Origin of the sequence: Sphingobacterium psychroaquaticum (assembly GCF_900177625.1) — a bacterium.
In the GTDB taxonomy this organism is placed as follows: Bacteria; Bacteroidota; Bacteroidia; order Sphingobacteriales; family Sphingobacteriaceae; genus Sphingobacterium; species Sphingobacterium psychroaquaticum.
On the sequence record NZ_FXAU01000001.1, the window covers coordinates 190,018 to 214,350 of the forward strand.

Annotated in this window: 21 protein-coding genes and 2 tRNA genes; 10 read left to right on the forward strand and 13 right to left on the reverse strand. The window is 41.2% G+C overall.

The window, feature by feature from the left end; all coding sequences use genetic code 11:
* Positions 1–4 precede the first annotated feature (4 nt).
* Complete coding sequence (locus B9Y69_RS00840; protein ID WP_085471946.1) at positions 5–1,678, forward strand: DNA polymerase/3'-5' exonuclease PolX; 1,674 nt, start codon at positions 5–7, stop codon at positions 1,676–1,678.
* A gap of 191 nt (positions 1,679–1,869) precedes the next feature.
* Here the strand turns inward: B9Y69_RS00840 and B9Y69_RS00845 are convergent, their stop codons facing one another.
* The 4 genes from B9Y69_RS00845 to B9Y69_RS00860 form a co-directional block, all read right to left on the reverse strand.
* Positions 1,870–2,661 (reverse strand): M48 family metallopeptidase, encoded by a 792-nt coding sequence (locus B9Y69_RS00845; RefSeq protein ID WP_144036502.1) that lies wholly within the window; start codon positions 2,659–2,661, stop codon positions 1,870–1,872.
* A 122-nt stretch (positions 2,662–2,783) separates the two neighbouring features.
* Positions 2,784–3,437 carry a glycerol-3-phosphate 1-O-acyltransferase PlsY gene (gene plsY, locus B9Y69_RS00850; RefSeq protein WP_085471133.1) on the reverse strand — a complete coding sequence of 218 codons (654 nt, stop codon included), beginning with the start codon at positions 3,435–3,437 and terminating at the stop codon, positions 2,784–2,786.
* 121 nt (positions 3,438–3,558) lie between these two features.
* Positions 3,559–4,413: a carboxylating nicotinate-nucleotide diphosphorylase gene (nadC, locus tag B9Y69_RS00855; RefSeq protein ID WP_085471134.1), complete on the reverse strand. Its 855-nt coding sequence runs from the start codon at positions 4,411–4,413 to the stop codon at positions 3,559–3,561.
* Positions 4,414–4,494: 81 nt separating this feature from the next.
* Complete coding sequence (locus tag B9Y69_RS00860) at positions 4,495–4,890, reverse strand: DUF4783 domain-containing protein (protein WP_085471135.1); 396 nt, start codon at positions 4,888–4,890, stop codon at positions 4,495–4,497.
* Positions 4,891–5,144: 254 nt separating this feature from the next.
* Between B9Y69_RS00860 and gpmI the strand changes: the two genes are divergently transcribed.
* The 4 genes from gpmI (at position 5,145) to B9Y69_RS00880 (ending at position 9,730) form a co-directional block, all read left to right on the forward strand.
* Positions 5,145–6,680 carry a 2,3-bisphosphoglycerate-independent phosphoglycerate mutase gene (gpmI, locus tag B9Y69_RS00865; RefSeq protein WP_085471136.1) on the forward strand — a complete coding sequence of 512 codons (1,536 nt, stop codon included), beginning with the start codon at positions 5,145–5,147 and terminating at the stop codon, positions 6,678–6,680.
* The gene (locus tag B9Y69_RS00870) at positions 6,667–7,230 is read left to right on the forward strand and encodes a hypothetical protein (RefSeq protein WP_085471137.1); all 564 of its coding nucleotides are present in this window, start codon (positions 6,667–6,669) and stop codon (positions 7,228–7,230) included. The genes gpmI and B9Y69_RS00870 overlap by 14 nt, the downstream gene beginning before the upstream one ends.
* A gap of 397 nt (positions 7,231–7,627) precedes the next feature.
* Positions 7,628–8,920: a 4Fe-4S dicluster domain-containing protein gene (locus B9Y69_RS00875; protein WP_085471138.1), complete on the forward strand. Its 1,293-nt coding sequence runs from the start codon at positions 7,628–7,630 to the stop codon at positions 8,918–8,920.
* 15 nt (positions 8,921–8,935) lie between these two features.
* The gene (locus B9Y69_RS00880; RefSeq protein ID WP_085471139.1) at positions 8,936–9,730 is read left to right on the forward strand and encodes a (Fe-S)-binding protein; all 795 of its coding nucleotides are present in this window, start codon (positions 8,936–8,938) and stop codon (positions 9,728–9,730) included.
* A gap of 95 nt (positions 9,731–9,825) precedes the next feature.
* Here B9Y69_RS00880 and B9Y69_RS00885 read toward each other — a convergent pair whose 3' ends face one another.
* The 5 genes from B9Y69_RS00885 to B9Y69_RS00905 form a co-directional block, all read right to left on the reverse strand.
* Entirely contained in the window at positions 9,826–10,626 is an 801-nt protein-coding gene (locus B9Y69_RS00885; RefSeq protein ID WP_144036472.1) for a hypothetical protein, read from the reverse strand.
* A gap of 384 nt (positions 10,627–11,010) precedes the next feature.
* A tRNA-Leu gene (locus B9Y69_RS00890) sits at positions 11,011–11,094 on the reverse strand.
* Positions 11,095–11,157: 63 nt separating this feature from the next.
* A complete protein-coding gene (locus B9Y69_RS00895; protein WP_085471141.1) occupies positions 11,158–12,036 on the reverse strand; it encodes a Ppx/GppA phosphatase family protein in 879 nt (292 codons plus the stop codon).
* A gap of 149 nt (positions 12,037–12,185) precedes the next feature.
* Positions 12,186–12,740 (reverse strand): hypothetical protein, encoded by a 555-nt coding sequence (locus B9Y69_RS00900; protein ID WP_085471142.1) that lies wholly within the window; start codon positions 12,738–12,740, stop codon positions 12,186–12,188.
* 100 nt (positions 12,741–12,840) lie between these two features.
* Positions 12,841–15,411, reverse strand: coding sequence for a phosphoenolpyruvate carboxylase (locus tag B9Y69_RS00905; protein ID WP_085471143.1), 2,571 nt, complete (start codon positions 15,409–15,411; stop codon positions 12,841–12,843).
* A 371-nt stretch (positions 15,412–15,782) separates the two neighbouring features.
* On the opposite strand from B9Y69_RS00905, the gene B9Y69_RS00910 reads away from it, so the two are divergent.
* Positions 15,783–17,957 (forward strand): FUSC family protein, encoded by a 2,175-nt coding sequence (locus tag B9Y69_RS00910; protein ID WP_085471144.1) that lies wholly within the window; start codon positions 15,783–15,785, stop codon positions 17,955–17,957.
* Between the two features lies 1 nt (position 17,958).
* Complete coding sequence (locus B9Y69_RS00915; protein ID WP_085471145.1) at positions 17,959–18,942, forward strand: YpdA family putative bacillithiol disulfide reductase; 984 nt, start codon at positions 17,959–17,961, stop codon at positions 18,940–18,942.
* A gap of 28 nt (positions 18,943–18,970) precedes the next feature.
* On the opposite strand, the gene B9Y69_RS00920 is transcribed toward B9Y69_RS00915, so the two are convergent.
* On the reverse strand, positions 18,971–19,582 hold the full coding sequence (locus B9Y69_RS00920) for a TetR/AcrR family transcriptional regulator (RefSeq protein WP_085471146.1): 612 nt from the start codon (positions 19,580–19,582) through the stop codon (positions 18,971–18,973).
* A 101-nt stretch (positions 19,583–19,683) separates the two neighbouring features.
* Here B9Y69_RS00920 and murB point away from each other — a divergent pair, with 101 nt between their 5' ends.
* From murB to B9Y69_RS00935, 3 genes are all read left to right on the forward strand, one after another.
* On the forward strand, positions 19,684–20,703 hold the full coding sequence (gene murB, locus B9Y69_RS00925) for a UDP-N-acetylmuramate dehydrogenase (RefSeq protein ID WP_317042123.1): 1,020 nt from the start codon (positions 19,684–19,686) through the stop codon (positions 20,701–20,703).
* Positions 20,704–20,970: 267 nt separating this feature from the next.
* Positions 20,971–21,483: an RNA polymerase sigma factor gene (locus B9Y69_RS00930; protein ID WP_085471147.1), complete on the forward strand. Its 513-nt coding sequence runs from the start codon at positions 20,971–20,973 to the stop codon at positions 21,481–21,483.
* Between the two features lie 134 nt (positions 21,484–21,617).
* Positions 21,618–21,857 (forward strand): cytochrome b5 domain-containing protein, encoded by a 240-nt coding sequence (locus B9Y69_RS00935; protein WP_085471148.1) that lies wholly within the window; start codon positions 21,618–21,620, stop codon positions 21,855–21,857.
* A 17-nt stretch (positions 21,858–21,874) separates the two neighbouring features.
* Here the strand turns inward: B9Y69_RS00935 and B9Y69_RS00940 are convergent, their stop codons facing one another.
* The 3 genes from B9Y69_RS00940 to B9Y69_RS00950 all read right to left on the reverse strand — a co-directional run bounded on the left by B9Y69_RS00940 (position 21,875) and on the right by B9Y69_RS00950 (position 24,317).
* Positions 21,875–22,795, reverse strand: coding sequence for a PfkB family carbohydrate kinase (locus B9Y69_RS00940; RefSeq protein WP_085471149.1), 921 nt, complete (start codon positions 22,793–22,795; stop codon positions 21,875–21,877).
* Between the two features lie 76 nt (positions 22,796–22,871).
* Positions 22,872–22,945: transfer RNA gene (locus B9Y69_RS00945), tRNA-Asn, on the reverse strand.
* Between the two features lie 142 nt (positions 22,946–23,087).
* Positions 23,088–24,317 (reverse strand): Glu/Leu/Phe/Val dehydrogenase dimerization domain-containing protein, encoded by a 1,230-nt coding sequence (locus B9Y69_RS00950; protein WP_085471150.1) that lies wholly within the window; start codon positions 24,315–24,317, stop codon positions 23,088–23,090.
* Between the last annotated feature and the right edge of the window lie 16 nt (positions 24,318–24,333).

Here is a 24,333-nt window from a genome sequence, read left to right on the forward strand (position 1 = left end):
AGATATGGATAACAAAGTCATAGCAAAAGCCTTTAAACTAAGTAGCCAACTGATGGAGCTACACAATGAAAACCCGTTTAGGACCAAAGCTATGGCTTCCGCATCCTTTAAGATAGATAAACTACCTTTTCCTGCTGCTACGGCATCATTTGAAGAATTAAGTGAACAGCCAGGAATCGGCAAAGGGACGGCGGAACGAATCCAAGCATTTGTACAAACCGGGACTTTCCCGGAGCTGCAACAGCTAATCGACAAAACTCCAGCAGGGGTACGCGATATGTTAAGCATCAAAGGCCTGGGGCCAAAAAAAGTACAAGTTATTTGGCAGGATTTAGAAATCGAATCTGTTGGTGAACTACTCTATGCGGTCAATGAAAATCGACTGATTGAGGCAAAAGGTTTTGGTTTAAAAACGCAGGAAGACATTAAGAAATCCATTGAATTTGCCAATGCAAACCAAGGTTTGTTTTTATATGCTAAAGTAGCGCGTCAGGCAGCTGCGTTCTTGTCGATATTAACGACAAATTTCCCGAGCGAACAGCATGCTATTACCGGAGATTTCAGAAGAAAGGCTGAGATAATTGCTCAGCTTGAATTTCTAACAACCAGCTCCCTCATCGATCTTGCAGATCAGCTACAGCAACTCGAAGAATACACCGTTGTACCTTCGGAGGAGGGCTTTTTACTTTACACAGATCCCGTAGGCCTGCATTACAAGATCATCGCAACAACACATGCTTCCTTTGCTTTAGACTTCCTCAAAACAACAGGCAGTGAGGCGCATATACAGCAGCTACTATCGCTAGCTTCGCCACTCCCAGCCTTGGAAAATGAATCTGCAATCTACAGCGCCCTAGGTCTAGATTATATAGAACCAGAATTACGTGAAGGTGGAGCAGAGATAAAATGGGCTAAGGAAGGAAAACTCCCTACACTGATTACATTTGAGGACCTCAAGGGTACGGTGCATAACCACTCGACATACAGTGATGGGGTACACACGCTAGCACAAATGGCCTCCTACTGTAAAGAAGAACTAAAGCTTGAATATCTCGGAATATGTGACCACTCCAGGACAGCGGTGTATGCCAATGGTTTATCCATTGAACGGCTTGCCGAACAATGGAAGGAGATCGATCAGCTCAACCAATCGCTAGCACCTTTCCGTATTTTTAAGGGCATAGAGTCGGACATCCTATCTGACGGTTCGCTGGATTATCCAAAAGAAATATTAAGGCAATTTGATTTTGTGGTGGCTTCGGTACACAGCAATCTAAAAATGGACGAAGAGAAATCAACGGAACGATTGTTAAAAGCAATTGAAAATCCCTATACCACCATCTTAGGTCACCCTACAGGTCGTTTACTCCTCAGCAGAAGTGGTTACCCGCTGGATTTCAAAAAAATTATTGACGCTTGTGCCGCTAATAAGGTGGTAATCGAGATCAATGCCAATCCGCTGCGCCTTGACCTAGACTGGCGTTGGCATCAGTACGCACTTGAAAAAGGTGTGATTCTTTCCATAAATCCAGACGCACACCGTACGGAAGGTCTTCTGGATATGCACTACGGCATCAACGTTGCGCGTAAAGGTGGTTTAACGGCTGATAAATGTTTGAATGCGTTTACGCTGGATCAGATCGAAACATATTTTAAAACTAGAAAAGGCACTATATAGTGCCTTTTTTAGTTATTTTCTTGATGAGGATTTTTCTTACTTTTTTCTTGATAAAAAAGTAAACAAAAAATCAAGGCTGCATTCCTTATGCTGGCTTCTATCGTCCTTCGCTAAATTATCCAAAACTCATTTCGTTCAAACAAGACTTCCTACAATCTACGAACTACACGCTCCCAACTACGAACTACCCTCTACTTCTTATAATACTTGCGTGCCTCAGGCAATAAGCGCTGAATATCAGTAATACGACGAGCATCACTTGGGTGCGTACTTAAAAACTCAGGTTGCCCGCTAGCCGCTTTTGCAGATGCCATACGCTCCCAAAAGCCAACTGCCGTTTCCGGATTGTAGCCTGCCATCGCCATAAAGATCAGTCCTAATTTATCCGCTTCAGACTCATTGCTTCGTGAATATTTAAGCATAGCCAACTGCCCACCTATGCCGTAGGCATTATTTACTAAACCTTGAACAATAGAACTTTTTCCTGCCGTTGCTACGCCCAGTACCTGTGCACCAATTTGCATCGCATACTGATTAGACATCTGCTCCATGGAATGGCGTGCAATAGCGTGCGCAATCTCATGCCCCATCACCGTCGCCAGTCCCGCTTCATTCGCCGTAAAAGGTAAAATACCCGTATAAACGGCTACTTTCCCCCCCGGCATACACCACGCATTTACATCTGGGCTTTCAATCAAATTAAACTCCCAAGTAAAGTTATACTGTGAAGCCATACCTTGCGAAGTCAAATATTTATTTACCGCAGCAGCGATATTATTACCCACTTTTTTAACCAATGCAGCATTAGAGGTACCTGTTATTACCTTCGTTTTCGGTGAACCTAAAAACTCTTTATACGCCGTGGTTGCCTGTTCTTGAATCTGATCATCACTAACCAAAGCCAATTGCTTGCGTCCCGATAGGGGCACGGTAGAACAGGATGCAATGGTCAAACCCAGTAAAGCCATTGCGGTATATTTCATCGTAAATATTTTCATCTCTTTCGTACTATTATTCTGCCTGAACAGGTTTCTAAAACGCGTATAACAATACCCCATCTAGACACCTTCTTATATTAGCGTTGTAATCGACACAAATCTTGTGCCTAAACATCACGTTTTTGTTTCCTAAACAAATAAATCTTAGACTCATGCCCTTTGAGCAATCGTTCTATATTCTTTTGGTGCGTGACCAAGATCAAAGCGCATATAGCAATACCATACAAAAGCACCGCAGGAACGGTCGTATGAAAAACAAAGGCAATACTGAATGGGAACGTAAATCCGGCTAAAATTGAACTCAAAGACACATAATGGGTGACCAGAAGTGTAATGAGAAAAACAGTTACACAGCATAAAGCAGCCTCCGGATGGATAGCAATCACCATCCCGAAAAGTGTTGCAACGCCTTTCCCTCCCCTAAATCCGGCAAAAAGGGGAAATAAATGTCCCAGCACCGCAATTACTCCTAACGCCAATTGAAAATTAACAAACTGTGAAGAGCTGGGAATTCCAACAATCGTAGAATCCAACAAGTATGGTAAATTTGTTGCTGTCCATCCTTTAAGGATATCAACAAACATAACAATAGATCCAGCTTTTTTGCCTAGAACTCTAAATGTGTTGGTTGCTCCGGCATTTCCACTTCCATACTCCCGTACATCCACGCCGTAGAAAGCCCCTCCAAACCACACTGCTGAGGGAATGGAGCCAAACAAATACGCCAGTATCACAATCCCTACTAAATAAACTGAAATCATATATTATTTAAGCTTCCTAAACAGCGATAAAACTAAAACATCTATACCCAACATAAAGGCTATCAAGAAATAGTTTACCGGTGTCTCTCCTTACGAGATAAACGTTATTTAGGAAATATAATTAAATTAATTTTGCCTTTAAACTTAAATCCAAACTTTTTACAGAATGGGTTAAAGCACCTACCGAAATATAATCCACGCCTGCCAGTGCGTAATCACGTATCGTATCCAATGTAATGCCGCCTGATGCTTCCGTTACCAAACGACCATCGACCAACGCTACCGCGTCAGCCACCTGATTTGGCGTAAAATTATCCAGCATCACACGATCTACTTTTGTATTTGATAGTACTTCACGAAGTTCCTCCATATTACGGACCTCTATCTCAATCGGAATCGTTAATGCTTTCTCCTCTTTATATGCCTGTGCTCTTTGCAATGCTTTTGTAATTCCACCAGCATAGTCGACATGGTTATCCTTGATGAGGATCATGTCATACAAGCCAAACCGATGGTTTTCACCACCACCAATTTTAACGGCTTCTTTTTCCAGAAAGCGCAACAATGGTGTTGTCTTACGGGTATCCAAAACTTTGGTCTTTGTTCCAGCCAATTTTTCAGCATATAGCGCCGTGCGCGTCGCTATGCCAGACATGCGTTGCATCACATTCAAAACCAAACGCTCGGCTTTAAGTATACTGTGTATACTTCCGTGAACATAAAAAGCAATAGCGCCAAACACCACATGATCACCATCTTTGTGACGAAGATCCAACACAAGATCAGGATCTATCGTATTAAAGATAGCACGTGCAACTTCCACGCCTGCCAAGATTCCCTCGTCTTTAACGAGCAACTGCGCCTCTCCAATAGCTGTGGGATCGATCGTTGACAGCGAAGTATGATCTCCTTCTCTGACATCTTCTTCCAGTGCTAATGCTACAAACTTCCTCAGTTTATCAATCTCAACCGCCATCTTTTATGTGTTAATTTAAGCGAAGATGGAGAAAAAAAATTTTATAATAAAATCGTAGGTTAATTTTTGTGTGTTCACGATTTACTCAATCCGCAGCTCTGATACCTTAAATTCGTTGTTAGATTCCACCAGTTTTACAAAAACACGATACGTCGAACTACTTGTGCGCAAGGAGAACACGACAAAAGAATTAGCCGAACTTTTAGCCCGTTGCAATTCCTTTAATTGAGACACTTTATTCGAACGAAAAAAATCATCTAACAACAACTCCGCCTGAAACCGTGTATATACACGCTCGTCTCGCTTGATGGACAAGGAGACACTATTCATAAACGTTGCACTTATTCCTTTTGACGTTCCTGTTTTCAGGGCGGAGGAGATGGAATTCACGACGTCATCAAAAGGATTTTTAGCACTGGCAGACAAACTAGTCAACGAAACCAGCACCAAAAGAACAACACACTTTACAACTTTCATTTACAATTTAATTTTTTAATCTAACTCACCATAGCCTATCCGCATCATATCGTTTATATGTGCGAAAACTATGCCAAGTGCTCGCTGTTTTCTCAAATAAGTAGTGAGCCAAATCTACATTATTTTTTTTATAAAAAAAGAGACTAGGATACACGGCCTTACCAACACATCCATTCACCTCGAATAAAGCATTTTGTTTACCAGAACTACATATACGATATTGCAAAAAAAACTAAATTTAGTTAAGTTTGTGTGTGCATAACTCAGACAACAAAAAAGTAGCCCTCCTAATCTTAGATGGTTTAGGATATGGCAAAGACGATAGTTCAAATGCAGTAAAAGCTGCCGATACCCCATTTTTAGATTATTTATTATCGACCTACCCAAACTCTACCCTAGCCGCTTCTGGAGAAGATGTCGGCCTTCCGGCCGGACAAATGGGTAACTCCGAAGTTGGGCATATGAACCTCGGTGCGGGACGGATCGTATATCAAGAATTAGGACGCATTAATAAAGCGGCTAAAGCGGGTGAATTTGATAGCAATGCAGTGATACAGGACGCATTTAACTATGCAAAAGCAAACGGTAAAAATGTACACTTTATCGGACTCTTGTCTGATGGTGGTGTTCATGCGCATATCGATCACTTAAAAGCGTTATGCGATGCTACAAAAAAGGCGAACCTTGGCGACAACCAAGTATTCATTCATGCTTTTATGGATGGTCGCGATACAGACCCTAACGGTGGCTTGGGTTACATCGAGCAATTAGAGCAACATTTACAAAATTCTAATGGCAAAATCGCTAGTGCCATCGGTCGCTACTATGCGATGGATCGCGATAACAGATGGGAACGTGTAAAGGAAACATACGATCTATTGACCCAAGGCATCGGAACTCCTTCAACTGATTTGAAAAAATCAATACAAGCATCATACGATCAAGGCATTACAGATGAGTTCATCAAACCTATTGTAATGACGGATGCAAGCGGTGAACCATTAACACGTATCCAACCTGGCGATGTAGTCTTCTGCTACAATTTCCGAACAGATCGTGGTCGTGAAATTACAATTGCATTAACACAACAAGCGTTTCCGGCGCAGGATATGAAACCGTTGGATCTCTACTATGTTACGATGACGGGGTATGATGATACGTTCAAGAACGTACACGTGGTTTTCCAAAAAGATAATTTGACCAATACCTTAGGTGAGGTTCTAAGTGCACAAGGAAAAACACAGGTTCGCATTGCGGAAACAGAAAAATATCCGCATGTAACCTTCTTCTTCTCTGGCGGTCAAGAAGCGGCATTTGCTGGAGAAAACAGATTGTTGGTACCTTCTCCAAAAGTTGCTACATATGATCTACAACCAGAGATGAGTGCACAGGGTATCACCGATGCCATCTGCCAAGATATGGAAAGCAATGCTCCAGATTTCATTTGCTTAAACTTTGCAAACCCAGATATGGTAGGACACACCGGTGTATTTGAGGCTGTTGTGAAAGCTGTAGAAACAGTAGATCGTTGCACGAAAAAAGTGGTAGACACAGGTCTCGCGCTTGGCTATTCATTTATTATTATTGCCGACCATGGAAATTCAGAGTTCATGCTGAATGAAGATGGCTCGCCAAATACAGCACACACCACAAACTTGGTACCTTGTATTTTGATCGACAACCACTTTAATCATATTAAAGATGGAAAGCTAGGCGATATTGCCCCTACAGTTCTTACTTTGTTGGGCTTACCGATTCCGGCAGAAATGACAGGGAATGTATTGGTATAAACGACCCTATAAAATAGGTAAAGCAGCCATGGTTATTACCATGGCCGCTTTAGTATTCGCCTGTTCGGAGCAGACCGCACAAGTGGAGCATTTTGCAAGCAAACAGCTGGATATACCGGCATTTTTTACGACAGAGATAGCTCGTTTATCGGCGGAGAAACCCGAAGTCATTAAAACGGTTAAAAAGGATAGTATTGCGGAAACAAAAGATATTAAGATTGATAATTGGGAAAATGAATTAGCAAGCTTTCTTACCGTGGACATCAACAAACCGGCTTATGCGGGATACCTAAAGAAAGACAGTGTTGATCGACGGGTCACCTACCATTCCACAAACCCAAAATTGGATCTTAAGCTCGTAGAAATAACCTATAACGATAAAGGACAACCTATTACCTTTCGAATAGACCGAAATATAGATAATCTTTTATACGATACAGAGGAAACGCTGCACTACCAGAAAGATGTTGGCTATCAACTTGAGAAAAGACAACATGTCCTTCTCTTGGGAGATAAGTATTACCATATTTCAGGTAAAATAAAACAGTAAGAACGTCGAAAAAGAGGGCGTTCTTCTTTTTAATCCAGAGAAATGAAGCAATGACTATCTTGTATGACGCATGATTGGTTTTAAATACGCTATACAAGATAGTCATAACTTTCCCAAAGCTAGGAATCATCGTACAGACTTTACCTCGGCGCCATTCATCTCCTCTTCCTCCGAATGACAACCAATCTGCTCAAACAAATCGCAGCGAGGTCGCTCCTCCTGTTTAGTTTTTCATTTCTCAGAACAAAACACCGGCTTATACGTTCTCTAACCAGAGAGGTTACGTCTCTTTCTTATTGAATCATAATATTATTTGTAATCTTTCCAAATTAATCATTATGCATGCATAGTATTGATTAGTATAATTATATTTGTAATTGAACCTGAAATATTAGTTATGATAAGTCAACTCATATTTTTTATTTTATTCGCCGTTGCGATCGTCTTTTTTGCACGTAACGCGAAGAAAATATATAGAAACATTAAACTCGGCCGCGCGACACAGCGAACGGACAATCCAGGTGAACGATTTCGGATTATGGCCATGGTCGCTTTAGGACAGCAAAAAATGTTCAAGAAGCCGCTAGCGGCGATCCTCCACGTTTTTGTTTACGTTGGTTTCTGTATCATTAATATTGAGATGCTCGAAATCGTCATCGATGGCTTATTTGGGACCCATCGGGTTCTTTCTGTAATGGGTAGTTTTTATGATTTCTTGATTTACGCCTTTGAATGGCTAGCGCTTGCTGTACTGGTGAGCTGTGTTATCTTTTTCATTCGTAGAAACGTATTACATATTTATCGATTCGGCGGACGAGAACTACTAAAATGGCCGCGTACGGACGCAAATATCATCTTGATTACGGAGATTCTCTTGATGGCAGCATTTCTAACCATGAATGCTGCCGACGGTAAGCTCCAGCAATTAGGTGCCGACGGTTATCATACCGCGGGAGCATTTCCGGTTAGTCAATATTTGGTCGGGCTATTACCCGATAACATAAATGGTTTAGTGATGGTCGAACGCTTTTGTTGGTGGTTCCACATTATTGGTGTTCTTTTATTTCTAAATTATCTGCCGCTATCAAAGCACCTCCATATTATCTTAGCGTTCCCGAACACGTATTTCTCCAACCTAACTCCTAAAGGCAAACTAAACAATATCGAAAGTGTAACAGCAGAAGTAAAAGCCATGTTGGACCCAAGTTTGCCACCACCGTCTGGTGAAGTGACACGCTTTGGGGTAAAAGATGTGCAAGACTTGACCTGGAAAAATCTACTTGATGCTTATACGTGTACCGAATGTGGACGCTGTACAGCAAGCTGTCCGGCCAATATTACGGGTAAATTATTGTCACCGCGGAAGATTATGATGGATACACGGGACAGGGTTACCGAAGTGGGCAAACAAATTGATCAAAAAGGAAGCTTTGAAGACGACGGTAAATCCTTGTTGGATACATACATTACTCGGGAGGAAATTTGGGCGTGTATCAGCTGCAATGCTTGTGTTGAACAATGTCCAGTCAATATCAATCCTCTGGAAATTATTATAGGCTTACGTCAGTACGCCGTGATGGAGGAGTCGCAAGCACCAAGCAGCATCAACGGCATGTTCAGTAATTTAGAAAACAACGGTGCCCCGTGGAAATATGCACAAGCAGACCGCGCAAACTGGGCCAACCAATAATTAAGACACATATCTATGGAAAATACATTTCACGTACCCACTGTTGCTGAATTGATGGCGAAAGGTCAAACTCCAGATTTATTATTCTGGGTAGGCTGTGCCGGAAGTTTTGACGAGCGGGCGCAACGCATAACGAAAGATATATGTAAAATTTTAAATCATGTCGGTCTGAATTATGCGATTTTAGGAACCGAAGAAAGTTGCACTGGAGACCCTGCAAAACGTGCAGGTAACGAGTTTTTATTTCAGATGCAGGCCATGATGAACATTGAAATCTTAAATGGTTATGAGATAAAAAAAATCGTTACCGCTTGTCCACATTGCTTCAACACGTTAAAAAATGAATACCCGGAACTGGGCGGAACTTTTGAGGTTATTCACCACACACAACTTATCCAAGATCTTATTGATCAAGGAAAACTACGTCCGGATGATGGCCATGTTTTTAAAGGTAAAAAGATTACCTACCATGACCCTTGCTATTTGGGACGTGCGAACGAAGTCTATGAAGCACCGCGTAAGGTTTTAGAGTCGCTGGATGCTCAGCTATCTGAATTAAAACGTTGCCGTAGCAATGGCCTTTGTTGTGGCGCCGGTGGTGCGCAGATGTTTAAAGAACCAGAACCCGGAAATAAAGATGTAAATATTGAACGTATCGAGGATGTCATCGAATCAAAAGCAGAAATCGTAGCTGCAGCATGCCCTTTCTGTATGACCATGTTAAGCGATGGCGTAAAAATCAAGGAGAAAGAGCAGGAAATTCAAGTTCTCGACATTGCCGAGATCACAGCACGCGCAAATAAACTATAAACTATACACTATTAAACAAAAAGAAAGCGCTTTGGATCCCATCCAAGCGCTTTTCTTGTTCTATTCCCTATTCATTCCAAACCAGCCCCTACTCCTTATTTTAAGGTAATACGTTTTGCTAAAGTCTTTAATGCGCCACTGTACGAATCCAGTCCACCCATAAAAGGTTTTCGTGTATCGGAGAACAGCTGTCTGCCATTGGAATCATAGATTGACAATAGCACTTTTGTATTGTAGTTAGTCGAAGTATAGGTATTATTCGATCGAACAGCGGTACCTTTCGTTCGATCCTCTTGCTTTTTATCATTGTATGTTGTGACAATCGTGGACGTTCCTTTATTTTCAATTTCATAGGCACCTACTATAACATAGCTCACCCCTAGTAACTTCGCTAGTTCTTCAGGAACATGGTTTGCTATATCCGAAAGCTGAATTCCTGATTTAGCTAACATAGCATTCGTTGTTCTAGGATCTTGGATCTGAAAAGATAATCCACGCGATTTAATCGCATCCACACAAGATTGTTGAATTTCCCGACGCATGGCATCAGTGGTCAATGCCTGATCGTTACTCACGATCTCGAAAGGAAGAACCGCAAGCTGGTTGCTCGCCACCACAGAAGGTGTAATTCCAGTTACAGCAGAAGAGTTCCCAAAAGACTCTTCCCTGCCATTTGCAAAAACAATCTTATTTACCGTTTGCTTTTTGAGCTCATATTGTACCTCCTCCCCGGTGTACGAAAATTTAATAACCTCATCACCTATCGAAACAACCTTTCCCTTCTTTTGACTACCGTCGCTTAGGTAAATAACATCTTCTCTTTGTTGCGCCATGGTCGTTGTAATATGCACTAAAAACACAACAACATAAATTGACAATTTTGATATCAGTTTCATAATTCCAATAATTAGTTTTAATTATTACAGCTTAAATACTTCATAATAGATGACAACTATATCTAACAGATTTTTTCCATTTATTGTTTTTACATGATTACTTTTTTTGTGCCGTAAAAATTAATCCCTCGCACAAAAAAACAGGCTTTACGTGTAATCCAGAGGTTAAGCAAGCTGGGCTATCCATCTTATAGCCCCCGTTCCGTTAAATATGGGTCTTACAGATAATGAAAAACGAGTAATAACAAATAAACAAGAGGACTTGAGGATTATAGAAAGGTGGACTGTGCTAAGCTAGAGGTGCCCCCTACTTCCAGCTACAAGAAAACAACAGGTGTATATTTAATAAAAAAGGAGACGACTATAACTAGTCGTCTCCTTAAGTGCCCAGGAGCAGATTCGAACTGCCACGCCCATGCGAGCGCCACCCCCTCAAGATGGTGCGTCTACCAATTTCGCCACCTGGGCTTGAGTTGCACAAAAATAGTTTTTTTCATGAGATTTGGAAAAGAAATCTTTGCCTTTTCACTATTATTTTCCTAAATCCCTCGCTATCAAAGTCTGAATTATACCATCCACCAAGCCAACGCGTGGTGCCGTAATATTTTTCAAGTGTCCGACCTTCATAATAGTTAAGAAAATCTCCGCAGCAGGGATAATAACATCTGCACGATCTTGTTTTAACCCCAACACGTGAATCCTATCTTTAAGGGAATATCCATTCAAATAAGTATAAATCGCACGCAGCTTTGCGTAGGACATCGGCTTATCCGCTTTTTCATTGGCTATACGGGACAATTTATTAATGTTTCCGCCTGTACCGATACCGTATATATTTTTATAGCCCCGCGTACTCTCCCGTACCCAAGTTTTCATTTCTTCCCACGTTTCCGGCTTATCTTGATTATCCAGAATACGGATGGTACCCAAATTAAACGACTTAGAGGCGACAAGCTCTTGGTTTGCAAAAAGTGAAAGCTCTGTACTACCACCACCCACATCAATGTACAAATACACCTTATTCGCATCCATCGTATCTTGCAAATGGCTGTTGTAAATAATTTCAGCCTCTTCTGCTCCACCAATAATCTGAATATCGATACCTACCTCACGACAGGCTGCGACAATTTCCGGGCCATTATCGGCATCCCGCATCGCTGACGTTGCACAGGCCATGTAGTTCGTCACCCGGTAAACATCCATCAGGTTCCGAAATGCCTGCATTGTCTTTACCATATTGACAAACTTAGGCTCCGAGATATGGTGCTGGATAAAAGCATCATCGCCTAGACGCAATGGAACACGGATCAATGCTTCTTTCTTGAAGCTGACAGGATTTTTTTCTTGGTTTATTTCGGCAATCAATAACCTAACGGCATTGGAACCGATATCTATAGCTCCGTATCTCACGTATGTATCTTTATAATTAAAATAATCGATCTAAAAAATATACACAAGTATAGTAAATCAAATATTAATTTAATATTAAGTCAAATAATAAACAAAAAAGGAATGTGATTCTCTCACATTCCTTTCTCATTTATTATAAATATCGTGACTTAGTGATGTCCACCTGCTTGTTCCTTGCCACCCGCAAGTTTAAACAATTCGGCAACCTTCTCTACGTTTGCTTTTGCAAATTCACGCAAACCTACGTTTGTATTAACGCTTAACCGCTCAAACTGTTCTTTGATAATAGCCGATTCATGTTGAACATGTTTTACATAGTCGCTCGCGCCATGTGCCGCCACTGCATGTGTCGCTGTGGTATCCGCTACAGGTGCCTCGTATTTCGCAGCTCCTTTGATTGGAAAATCGACTTGATTAACCACGGCTAGACTATCTAAAACAGGTAAGATACTACCATAAACTTCCTTAGCTTTTGCTGCAACTTGCTTAACCTGCGCTTCACTAGCAGACTTTTCGATCGCCGCTGCGTAATCAGCCTCATAAGCCGCTTTTGCACCTACTACTTGAAAAAAATGATAAGCATCACCGTCAGCTAAACTAGTATGCGTATATTTCAGTTGATTTTCCTGTGCCGTCTTTGGGTTACAAGAAGCAAAGAACATACTGGCACACACACCTGCAACAAATAAAGTATTTAATTTCATCTCTTATCTATTTATTAATAGGACAAACTTAGATAAATTTGCCCTTATAAACAATATAAATACGTTATACACAGAAGAAATTTGTATCTACACCATACATTTAGGCTAGATTTCTTCCGGCATTTACAACACCATAAATAGTACGTCCGATAAGCTTTTTATAAGCGGCTTCTTTTTCGGTCGAAACATTATTGTTTAACAGTGTGCGAATAGCATAATGTTGAATGATCAGCAAAGGAAGTACAATTTTCTCACGTGCCAGAATCGAAGCTCTATCGATTGGATAATCTTCCATCAACACCTGGGAATTACTAAGCTTCAATGTATAGGCTTTCGTCAGCTCATACTCTTCCCGCAGCATCAGCCAAAAGTCGCCGAACTTCTCATCGTATTGCATATAAGCTGTAATGTCAAAGTTAGACTTTGTCATAGACATCATACAGTTGTCGATAATGGTCTTAAACATGCCCGAGCTTTCGTATAGATTTTTGACATAAGACCATAGATTATTCTCCTCGGCCCAACGCAATGCAGTTCCTACGCCAAAGAATCCAGGTATATTTTGTTTCAACTGGCTCCAAGAGGTCACAAAACTAATGGCCCGCAAATCTTCCAAACGCAATTCTTTCCCATTATTTCGCTTCACTGGACGACTACTAATATTCACGGCTGAAAGCTCCTTCAATGGACTCAATGTTTCCAGATAAGGCAGAAACAATGGATTTTTACGAAGAGACATAAATTTATTATAACTCTCTTGTGCCATCTGATCAATAATAGACTTTTGTTTCGCGGTTAGTGTATCTCCCTCCTTTTGCTGCAATTCTGAAATCATCCCCGCCTGTAAAAGCTGTTCAATATTATATTGCGCCGTTTCCAAGGAACCATACTGGCTACTGATTGTCTGCCCTTGAATCGTTAATTGAATATGTTCGTTCGCAATCTCTTTCCCCATAGAAGCATAGAATTTTTGCGTTTTACCACCACCACGTGCTGGAGGGCCTCCCCGACCATCAAAGAAGATCAAGTCCACATCATACTCCCTTGCAATCGCGGTCAATTCAATTTTTGCTTTATAAATAGACCAGTTCGCCATCAGGTATCCGCCATCCTTTGTACTATCGGAAAAACCAAGCATGATCGTCTGTTTGTTACCTCTTCTCTTTACATGTGCAGCATACTCTTTATGTGCATACAACGTACGCATCACATCCGCGGCACGGGATAGGTCATCAACCGTCTCAAATAATGGCACAAAATCGATAGTCAACGCATCTTTCTTCCAGCCCGACCATAAGAACAACTGCATAAGTCCCAAAATATCGGACGCTTGTTGGCAATTGCTTATAATAAAGCGTTGTGCGGCACGCTCACTACCCGATTTTTGAATATCCTTCAACAAATCAATAACCGACAAGGTGTCTACCACCAACGCATCGGCATCATCCCCGAACGAAAGTTCCTTTTCTGACAAGGTAATTGCTTTTTGTTTGTTTTCTTCCGTTTCAAGATCTCCTACTGCAATTCCCAGGTCAGGATTACGCTCCACCAGGTAGTTAAAGGTATTACGTAGAATACTACTATCCTGACGGATATCCAGCGTTGTAAAATAACAACCAAAAGTAACCACCTTACGAATTAAATCTTCCACTAACTCCACAAACAAACCATCGTGGTGTTGATTTAGAACATCTTTAACTGCGTTTAAGTTCTCTAAAATTGTTGCCGTTTCATCATTCGGACGCTCCTGCGGATTAAACGAGTTCTCATAGAACAGATTCTGTAAAACCTCCAAATATTTCTCCACACCACGGAAAGTAATCCGACGTTTCACGATGCGGAAGTCTCGGTAATAACAACGGAAAAGTATGGTGCGCAACATCGCCGCTACTTTTTTAGTACTTTCCGCCGTTACGTTTGGATTTCCATCTCGATCACCACCCGGCCAGAAACCAAGTTCAATCAGCTGCTTGACACCCTCGATCGGTACTTCCAACTCATTGTCAATCTGCGATTGAATTTCGGAGGCTACTTTATAAAACACATTTTCCAAGAACCAAGCTAAGCTTGCCGCCTCATCAATAGGTGTTGGTTTTTCCTTATTTATAAAGGGTGTTTTTCCCAATTGCTGCAACAGCAACTGAATATTCGAGACATCATTCAGTTTAAGTGCTTCGATCAAGTCTGTGATAATCGAAAGAACAGGTCCTGGATAAAACTGGGTCGGGTGTGCTGTAAGCACCAAACGAACGGAGAAATCGTGTAGTTTATCCACGATTTTCTTTTTCATCTCGGGGTTCTCTTGTGCCCGGCGAAACATCGAATGCAGAAGTCCGGCTTCATCATTCTTACCAATCGCCTGAAAAGCCGAATCCTCGACCGCATCAAACAAAACAACCTGACGTTCAATATACTGCACGATACGGAACAAAAAATCCAATCGATCTTCTTCCTGCACATATTGTTCATACTGCCCAAAGAAACTATCGATAATAGCTTCTGGTGTTAAGTGTTCTTCAATTCCCTTTTCACAATGCGTTGTAAAAAAAGGCAACACAGTCCCTGTATGTTGAACCCGTTGAAAGGGCAACGTCAGGAACAAACTCTTATAGAGATCAAAACGTGTTAAGACCTCGTTATTGAAAACAGATTGTTTTTGACTTATTTTCATAATGTATTGTTAATCTTCTTTAAACAGCTCCATAGCCTATCGAGTTAGTGGCATCGAGTTTTTTGACAATATGAACCGGTTTAGTATAAAAAGAAAATGTATAAAGTAACAGTATTTCCTCAAAATTGCACTAAAGTATGCAATTATTACATCTAATCAAATTTTAAAATAAAAAAAATATATAAAAATCAGTGTTTTATTAAAAAATAAGCAAAATAAAACACCTTTACATGGTCGTTCTTTTCAATAATTGTAAAGCTACGTATCCTACATCAATTAGTGAAAGGCAATTGTTTATTCAACAGCTTTTTTTGTATGTTTGAGCAAAGAAATTTCTCTACACATTATTTTTACGCGCTTTTGATCATTCTATGGACAAGACTAAGGAAATCAGCAACTTCTTTTATAGCCAGTATTTCTCAGAAGGATTAAAAATCACGTTCGGATGTATCGTGCCCGTAATTGTATGCGCTTACTTAGGTGATTTTCATATAGGCACTTTAATCTCGCTCGGTGCATTACTTGTCGGCTTATCAGACACGCCTGGTGCGCCGTCACATAGACGACTCGGGATGCTTTCTACAGCGATGTTGTGTATGTTCACCTACCTGATCATTTCACATATCAACCATTCTGTCCCACTTACCACCATAGGTATTGCCGTACTGAGCTTTTTGTTTTCCATGCTTGCTGTATTCAATGCCCGAGCTGCGACAGTCGGTTCGATGGCCATCTTAATGATGCTGATCAATATACGCGGAGATATTAATGAGAATGAAAAGTGGATGTACCTTGTTTATATTGCGACAGGCGGTGCCTGGTATATGCTGATCAGCATGTCATTGATGCAAATAAGGCCGTATCGTATTGCCCAACAAGAGCTATCGGAGTCCATCCGGTATGTCGCAGATTATATTCGCCTGAAAGCAAATTTTTATGACGCCAAAACCGATTTTGATGAAAACTACTTAAAGCTCATCGAAAAGCAAGTAGAAGTGCATACCCATCAAGAAAGTGTGCGTGACATTCTCTTTCAGAGTAAACGATCGATTAAAGATACCACGAAAATCGGTCGTTTTTTGACCCTGGTATTTTCCGATGTAGTGGATCTTTTTGAACAGAGTATGACCACCCAATATGACTACAATGCCATTAAGGCTGCATATGGAAAATCGGGGGTCCTATCTTCCTTCAGACATGTCCTCCTGAAAATAACCAATGAAATGGATAATATGGCGTATGATCTTAACGCCAATAAAATACCGAAACCGCTGTATGCGTTTGAAAAAGATATTGCTTTGCTAAAGGAAGCTGTAGATAAACTCGAAAAGGAAAATATCAATACCATTCCGCTCAAGAAGATTATTATTAACATCCGAACGATTGTCAAGTTTTTGGATAATATATATAGCTACGGTGCTTCTAAAATTTCAGAGATCCCGAAAGAAGAAATTGACTCTGCATCTCAGTTTGTGACGCGTGACCAGATCGATTGGAAAAAGTTCAAAGGCAACTTTAGCTTTGAATCATCAGTCTTTCGACATGCGCTCCGGATGGCTATTGTTTTATCGGGCACTTACCTCACCTTGAACCTTGTCGGTTTTAATCCGAACGGCGTTTATTGGACATTACTCACCATCATGGTGATCCTTAAGCCTGGTTTTGGTCTCACCAAAGAGCGAAATGTCCAGCGCCTTATAGGCACCGTTCTGGGAGGTATTATTGGAGCCGTAATTTTGCTTACTATAGAAGATGAAACAATCCGCTTTGTGCTGCTTATTTTCTTCTTCTTGACGGCCTACAGTATGTTCCGCATCAACTATATTGTAGCGGTTCTCTTTATGACCCCATACGTACTTATCATGCTCAGCTTTAACGGCATGAATACCTTTGAAATGGCACAGGAGCGTATTCTAGACACCTTCTTGGGGGGAATGATAGCCTTCCTTTCCAGCTATATTATTTTTCCAAATTGGGAGAGTGCACAGTTCCGAAACAACATGCGTTCTCTTTTGATAGCCAACTACAATTATATGGCGCAAGCTCTGCAAATGCTTAGCGGACAAAACCTCTCCGTAACCGCTTACAAGCTAGCACGTAAAGAAGTATACATCGCTTCCGCCAATATGGGATCTACTTTTCAGCGTATGCTAACAGAGCCTAAATGGAGACAAAAGCATACCAAAGAGGTCAATAGATTTGTTATATTAAGCCATATCTTCTCTTCCTATGCGGCTAATTTACTCAGCCAGGTCAACCAAACAGAGAAAGAGGCTTTCCACAAGGAGCACGTTAAACTGCTGCGCAAAACATTAAATGAGTTGGAAAAAGCAATCGCAACCTTACCACATGAAGGCGAAGCCGACTTTACAACGCACAATATCTTTCCGGAGTTACAAGATGCGGCCGAGGTAGAAGATGAAAACAGCAATCTAATTACAGAACAATTACAATTCTTGAGCAAAATATCAGGAGATTTACATAAAGTGACACAGGAGATCGCCCTTTCTGGTGAAAACGAACTAGTGCCCGTATTACGAAACTGACATGGAGAATCATTTTGATGTTTTAATTATAGGAGGTGGTCCAATAGGCCTAGCCTGTGGAATCGCCGCCCAGGAAAAAGGTTTATCACATATTATTCTAGAAAAGGGTACCCTGGTAAATTCCCTTTACCACTACCCGGTTAACATGACTTTTTTTTCCTCTTCAGAACGCTTAGAGATCGGCGACACACCCTTTGTCACGACTCTTCCAAAGCCGAAACGTGCGGAGGCTTTAGAATACTACCGCCGGATCGATCAAAAATTTGAACTCAACACCCATTTGTTTGAAGAGGTGGTAAGCCAGCACCAAGAAGATGGGATATTCCACGTGAAAACAACAAAAAACACCTATACCGCTAAATATGTGATTGTTGCAACAGGGTTTTACGACATCCCCATGCACCTACGTGTTCCTGGAGAAGATCTACCACACGTTTTTCACTACTATAATGATCCTCATTTTTTCACCAATCAACGCGTTATCGTAGTAGGCGCCAGCAACTCTTCTATCGATGCCGCACTAGAAACGTATCGGAAAGGTGCTAAAGTGTCCTTAGTAATTCGAGGCACAGAAATTAGTCCACGGGTAAAATATTGGGTAAGACCCGATATTGAAAATCGAATTGCAGAAGGTTCGATCGACGTATATTTCGAGAGTCAAATAAAGGAGATACATCCACAATATACCGTAATCGCCACCAAAGAAGGTGTAAAGCAAATACCGGCCGACTTCATATTGGCACTAACGGGATACCGGCCAAACTTTGACTTTCTGCGCCAGCTCGGCATCGAGATACCACAGGAAGCGCCAATGATCCCGACCCATAATGTGAATACGATGGAGACAAACGTTCCTGGACTATACCTGGCTGGCGTAGTTTGTGGCGGGCTAAATACGCACCTCTGGTTTATTGAAAATTCAAGGATTCATGCCCGCCAAATTATAACGGACATCTTACAGAAAGAGAAAGCGGTTAGAGCCTAACCATCTCAGATCAGTAAAACAAGATATGCTACGGCCGTAGCCCGCGTAAGAAGATATGAAGTAATTTTTTCTGTTTGGTCAAGATGAGCTCAAACTCATCTGGTGAAGGAAAAAGACAGTCGTTTACCTGTTTACTTAACACCCCTGTACGCATTCCCATCAACGCAAAAGACATTAATTCAGATGTCTCATTGAGATCATCGACAACAATTTCGCCATTTTTAACACCGATTTCCATGATACGACTATCCTGTTCTTTGATCTTCTCAAAGTACGGGCCTACACTCTTGCTCATCTCGCCAGGGTTTTGCATAAACAGGGAGGAGGAATACTCAAAAAGGTTGTAGTTCTCGCGCAACATCTCCATACGCAGCTCGATAGCGTGATTCATTGCCTTCTCCACCGTAATACACTTCGATAATGAAGCATCTACCTTAACCATCATATCATTGATGACATAACCTAACACAGCCGTATATAAGCTGTGCTTATCTGGAAAATAATAATACAAAAGAGCTTTCGAAAAGGATAGATCCTTGGCAATCTCAGCCATCGTTGTCTTCGCCATTCCAAAGTGAGCAAAACGTTTCTTTGCAACATCTAAAATTTTCGCTCTCTTGATATCAACATTCTTGGGCATGATACTTTTTTCCTCTATATAACTAGCGTTTATACTATCTTTACACTTTACTATAAAATTAGTTCTTTTTTTGAATTTTTAAAAGGATTAGTCAATATAAAATGATGAATCATATCCAAAACGACGTTTCTTTACAGCCTTTTAACACATTTGGTGTAGATGCCCGCTGCAAACAGTTTATATCCATTGAGGACGAAAGCAGCCTTTCCTCACTTTTCTCGGCAGGACATTTCACCAATAGTCCTTTTTTTGTCCTTGGTGGAGGCAGTAATGTGCTATTCACACAGGATTATGATGGTCTTATTATTCGTATAGCAAATAAAGGAATTACACATTTCATTGAGGGGAATTATATTTATGTTACAGCCAAAGCAGGTGAAGTGTGGAATGACTTCGTATGGTACTGCATAGACCGCGATTTTGCCGGAATAGAAAACTTGGCGCTTATACCTGGAACGGTCGGTGCCTCTCCGGTTCAAAATATCGGCGCCTACGGCACCGAATTGATGGATGTCTTTTATTCTTGTCAAGCATTCGATACTGAAACCGGATCCTTCACAAGCTTCACAAATGCAGACTGTAATTTTACGTATCGCGACAGTATATTCAAGACAACCTACAAAGGACGATATATTATTACCTCGGTGACCTACCGACTTGCGGTGAAACACCAGATTAATAGTTCCTACGGCGCAATTAATAGTGAGTTAACAAAACGTAACATTACCAATCCGACCATACGGGATATTGCCGAGGTTGTTTCGCACATTCGTGTGGAAAAATTACCCGATCCTTCCACGATAGGTAATGCCGGAAGCTTCTTTAAGAACCCGATAATCGATATAAATATTTTCAATAAGTTGAAACAGGAGTTCCCCGAGATTGTTTCCTATATAGTAGACGACACACATGTAAAGTTGGCCGCAGGCTGGATGATTGAAAAATGTGGATGGAAGGGGAAAATCGATGGTAACGTAGCTACATGGAAACATCAAGCACTGGTTCTCACCAACTTGGGGGAAGCACGTGGGTCTGAAATTTACGACACATCGTCCAAAATAATGAACGATGTGTACGATACATTTGGTATTAGACTCGAACGCGAGGTAAACGTTTTATAAAGTTTTCCACATTTGTGAATTTTAATTGTTAAAAACTACCTTTTAAGAGCCACCCAAAGCGCATAAAAGGTAGTTTTCCTAAATAAGCATTAACTGTAACGAATAGTTAATATTTTTTTAATATAGAATAATGTCAAATCAAAAAGTTTAGCACGCCCTTTGCATAACTCTTTGTCAGAAACCGTATTTCATTCAAGTGAATACAACCTTATTACAGATTGTAATTAATTTTTTTAACTCATTGTAAACTTTAAAATCCAATCTAGTATGAACAAGACAGAATTCAATACTTTAGTAATCCAACAGTCAGATTCATTAAAGGCGTATGCAAAAAATTTCACTAGAGACCAGGATGATGCGAACGATTTGGTACAGGACACCCTGCTGAAGGCTGTCACCTACTTTACCAACTTCAGGGAAGGAACAAATCTTAAAGGCTGGTTGTACACCATCATGAAGAATACCTTCATTAACAACTACAGACGGATCATTAAGACCAATTCATTTATTACAAAAGAAGAGGAAATTACAAGTGCTAACCTTGTCGTGTCTGCCACGAGCAATGTCGGTGAAAACCGTTTTGTGATGGACGACATTAACCATGCATTAGCCAACTTATCGGAAGAGTATTACATACCTTTTACGATGTATTTCGAAGGCTACAAGTACCATGAGATCTCGGATCATTTAAACATTCCTATTGGAACAGTAAAGACCAGAATACATGTGGCTCGTAAAGCCATGAAAAAAACTTTAAACGCGTATCAGTTCGGATATTAACGCCAGCGAAATCCGACGCTGTATTAGTCAACTCTTATAGTACACAAACCCATGCTATCCAAAAGGTAGCCCAGGATTGTTATGTTCTAAAATGGGAATTTGTAAGGAAAACCAAATTTAGGTAAGTTTGGCCCGTGGAACACGACTGCCCTACTTACACTAAATCGCAACTAGCGTTGCGCAATGGACAAGACAAACCCGAAATATGGGTATGCTATAAAGGACTCATCTATGATGTTTCCTTAAGCAGGTTATGGCGAAACGGCAAGCATTATGAACATTGGGCAGGTCAAGACCTAACCGATGAACTTGCCGATGCGCCGCATGCTGACCACGTCTTTGCGAAATTTACCGTTATCGGAAAACTCGCCTAAGCGATCAGCCCTCTTTATTATTCGCTGATCTCAAATTTAGACAACGCTATAAATTGCTTTATGCGCGCTTGAATATCAGTTGCTGTTAAACTTTGCAATTGTTCTGTACCAAATTTTTCTACACAGAACGAGGCTAAAGCAGAACCGTAGATAATGGCATTCTTCATATTGGTAAAGTTAATCGTTTTCACTTTCGCTAAGTAACCAATAAATCCACCTGCAAATGTATCACCTGCTCCTGTTGGATCAAACACATCTGCTAATGGTAGCGCTGGTGCGGAGAAAATCTGTCCTTCCCCAAACAACAATGCCCCGTGCTCTCCTTTTTTAATGATCAGGTATTGCGGTCCCATTTCTAAAATTACCTTCGCCGCCTTCACTAACGAATACTCACCCGACAACTGGCGTGCTTCCGCATCATTAATTGTCAAGACATCAACTTTCTTCAATACAGCTTTCAAATCCTCCAACGCAACATCCATCCAGAAGTTCATGGTATCTAAAACCACCAACTTAGGCTTATTGTCTAAACGCGCTAAGGTATCCATTTGCACCTGTGGTGTCAAGTTACCCAACAAAATATATTCACAGTCTTGGTACGATGCCGGAACTTTAGGATCGAAATCCGCCAATACGTTCAACTCGGTGATCAAGGTATCACGGCTGTTCATATCATTGTGGTATTTACCAGACCAGAAAAATGATTTTCCTCCCGCTACGATCTCCACTCCTTCTACATCAATTCCTTTCGATCGTAAAATATCTAAGTTATCATCTCCAAAGTCATCCCCAATTACACTGACTAACTTTACGTTATCGTATAAATAAGAAGCTGCCAAACCAGCAAAGGTAGCTGCGCCACCTACAATTTTATCTGTTTTTCCGAACGGCGTTTCGATCGCATCAAAAGCAACGGTACCAACAATTACTAAACTCATGATTTTTAATTTTTTTGAAAGTATTTGTATTCAAAAGCTCAAAAAAAAACCGGCTAAAAATAGCCGGTTTCCTTTGCTCCTGAAGCTGGGCTCGAACCAGCGACCCTCTGATTAACAGTCAGATGCTCTAACCAACTGAGCTATTCAGGAATTTCCTTCGAAAGAGCGGCGTGAGCTGCTTTTCTAAAGTGAGACAAAGATAAACCTTTGTAGCATATATTCAAAAAAAAAGTAAAAATATTTTTCACCAATATGCCGATGGATTACCCCTATCTCACGTTTCAAAGAGCTTCTAACTTAACAATTGCTTCAAAGCCAGCTCGTAAGCCTTCGACGAGATATTTTTAGGCTGCGGAGTCAGGGCATGAATATTTTTCATCTCCTCCCGAATAACCGAAGAAACATCGTTAAAAATAGCCTCGTCGCTGATTTCGATATTCGGCTGCATCAAATAAGCAAACACACGCGCCATCCCGCAATTGGCTACAAAATCAGGAATTACAGCCACCTGCTCATCGGCATACTCCATCACTGGACCGTAGAAAATCTCGCGATCGGCAAAAGGTACATTCGCACCCGAAGCAATAACTTCCAAACCGTGCTCAATCAATAAGCGAACCTGCTCTTTGGACACCAACCGCGAAGCCGCCGCTGGAATAAAAATTTCGGCTCCTATTGACCATATCTTCTCATTGATTTCATCAAATGAAAGCATGTTTGGATGATTCAGCGCGTTGCCATTTCGATTTAAGAACAGAGCAGTAATTTCCTCTTCGGTAAAACCAGTGGTATTCACCAACCCGCCAACACGATCAATTATACCGACGATCTTCACGCCTTGTTTCACCAAATAGAAGGCGGCGGCAGCGGCCACATTCCCCCAACCTTGTGTAATAGCACGCTTCCCGGCAGAAGAACCATCGTAAATACTGTAGAAGTGCTTGATTGACTCCGCAACGCCAAACCCTGTAATCATATCGGCTACGCGATATTTACGTTTCAGATCCGGACTGTATTTTGCCTCTTCCAATACTTTGGATACCCCGTGACGCAACTGGCCAATTTGATGAATACGTCCGTTTTCGCGTACATCAAAATGCCCGGTTAACACTCCTTCTTGGGGATGCCATAACCCATACTGCTCCGTCAACGGAATAACGTCATGGATTTCATCGACATTTAAGTCCCCGCCCGTACCATAATAATTCTTGAGCAATGGAGTCACCACTTTAAACCAACGGTCTAACACACCTTGCTTGCGTGGATCTGACGGATCAAAATTGATCCCCGATTTCGCCCCACCAATCGCCGGTCCCGAGACCGTGAATTTAACTTCCATTGTTTTAGCCAGCGATTCCACCTCATGCCGATCCAAACCAGCACGCATACGTGTACCACCACCGGCAGCACCACCTCGTAACGAGTTTATAACCACCCAACCCTCTGCCTCTGTTTCGGTATCTTTCCACTCGAAAACAATTTCTGGTTTTTTTTCCTCAAAGGCCTTCAGCAAGTCTTTCATTTTCAATTTATATATA

Excerpts from the sequence above, each read along its gene's own strand:
- B9Y69_RS00840 (WP_085471946.1), top strand. The coding sequence starts at position 5 with ATGGATAACAAAGTCATAGCAAAAGCCTTTAAACTAAGTAGCCAACTG.
- B9Y69_RS00845 (WP_144036502.1), bottom strand. The coding sequence starts at position 2,661 with ATGAAATATACCGCAATGGCTTTACTGGGTTTGACCATTGCATCCTGT.
- plsY (WP_085471133.1), bottom strand. The coding sequence starts at position 3,437 with ATGATTTCAGTTTATTTAGTAGGGATTGTGATACTGGCGTATTTGTTT.
- nadC (WP_085471134.1), bottom strand. The coding sequence starts at position 4,413 with ATGGCGGTTGAGATTGATAAACTGAGGAAGTTTGTAGCATTAGCACTG.
- B9Y69_RS00860 (WP_085471135.1), bottom strand. The coding sequence starts at position 4,890 with ATGAAAGTTGTAAAGTGTGTTGTTCTTTTGGTGCTGGTTTCGTTGACT.
- B9Y69_RS00870 (WP_085471137.1), top strand. The coding sequence starts at position 6,667 with ATGTATTGGTATAAACGACCCTATAAAATAGGTAAAGCAGCCATGGTT.
- B9Y69_RS00875 (WP_085471138.1), top strand. The coding sequence starts at position 7,628 with ATGATAAGTCAACTCATATTTTTTATTTTATTCGCCGTTGCGATCGTC.
- B9Y69_RS00880 (WP_085471139.1), top strand. The coding sequence starts at position 8,936 with ATGGAAAATACATTTCACGTACCCACTGTTGCTGAATTGATGGCGAAA.
- B9Y69_RS00885 (WP_144036472.1), bottom strand. The coding sequence starts at position 10,626 with ATGAAACTGATATCAAAATTGTCAATTTATGTTGTTGTGTTTTTAGTG.
- B9Y69_RS00900 (WP_085471142.1), bottom strand. The coding sequence starts at position 12,740 with ATGAAATTAAATACTTTATTTGTTGCAGGTGTGTGTGCCAGTATGTTC.
- B9Y69_RS00905 (WP_085471143.1), bottom strand. The coding sequence starts at position 15,411 with ATGAAAATAAGTCAAAAACAATCTGTTTTCAATAACGAGGTCTTAACA.
- B9Y69_RS00910 (WP_085471144.1), top strand. The coding sequence starts at position 15,783 with ATGGACAAGACTAAGGAAATCAGCAACTTCTTTTATAGCCAGTATTTC.
- B9Y69_RS00915 (WP_085471145.1), top strand. The coding sequence starts at position 17,959 with ATGGAGAATCATTTTGATGTTTTAATTATAGGAGGTGGTCCAATAGGC.
- B9Y69_RS00920 (WP_085471146.1), bottom strand. The coding sequence starts at position 19,582 with ATGCCCAAGAATGTTGATATCAAGAGAGCGAAAATTTTAGATGTTGCA.
- murB (WP_317042123.1), top strand. The coding sequence starts at position 19,684 with ATGATGAATCATATCCAAAACGACGTTTCTTTACAGCCTTTTAACACA.
- B9Y69_RS00930 (WP_085471147.1), top strand. The coding sequence starts at position 20,971 with ATGAACAAGACAGAATTCAATACTTTAGTAATCCAACAGTCAGATTCA.
- B9Y69_RS00940 (WP_085471149.1), bottom strand. The coding sequence starts at position 22,795 with ATGAGTTTAGTAATTGTTGGTACCGTTGCTTTTGATGCGATCGAAACG.
- B9Y69_RS00950 (WP_085471150.1), bottom strand. The coding sequence starts at position 24,317 with ATGAAAGACTTGCTGAAGGCCTTTGAGGAAAAAAAACCAGAAATTGTT.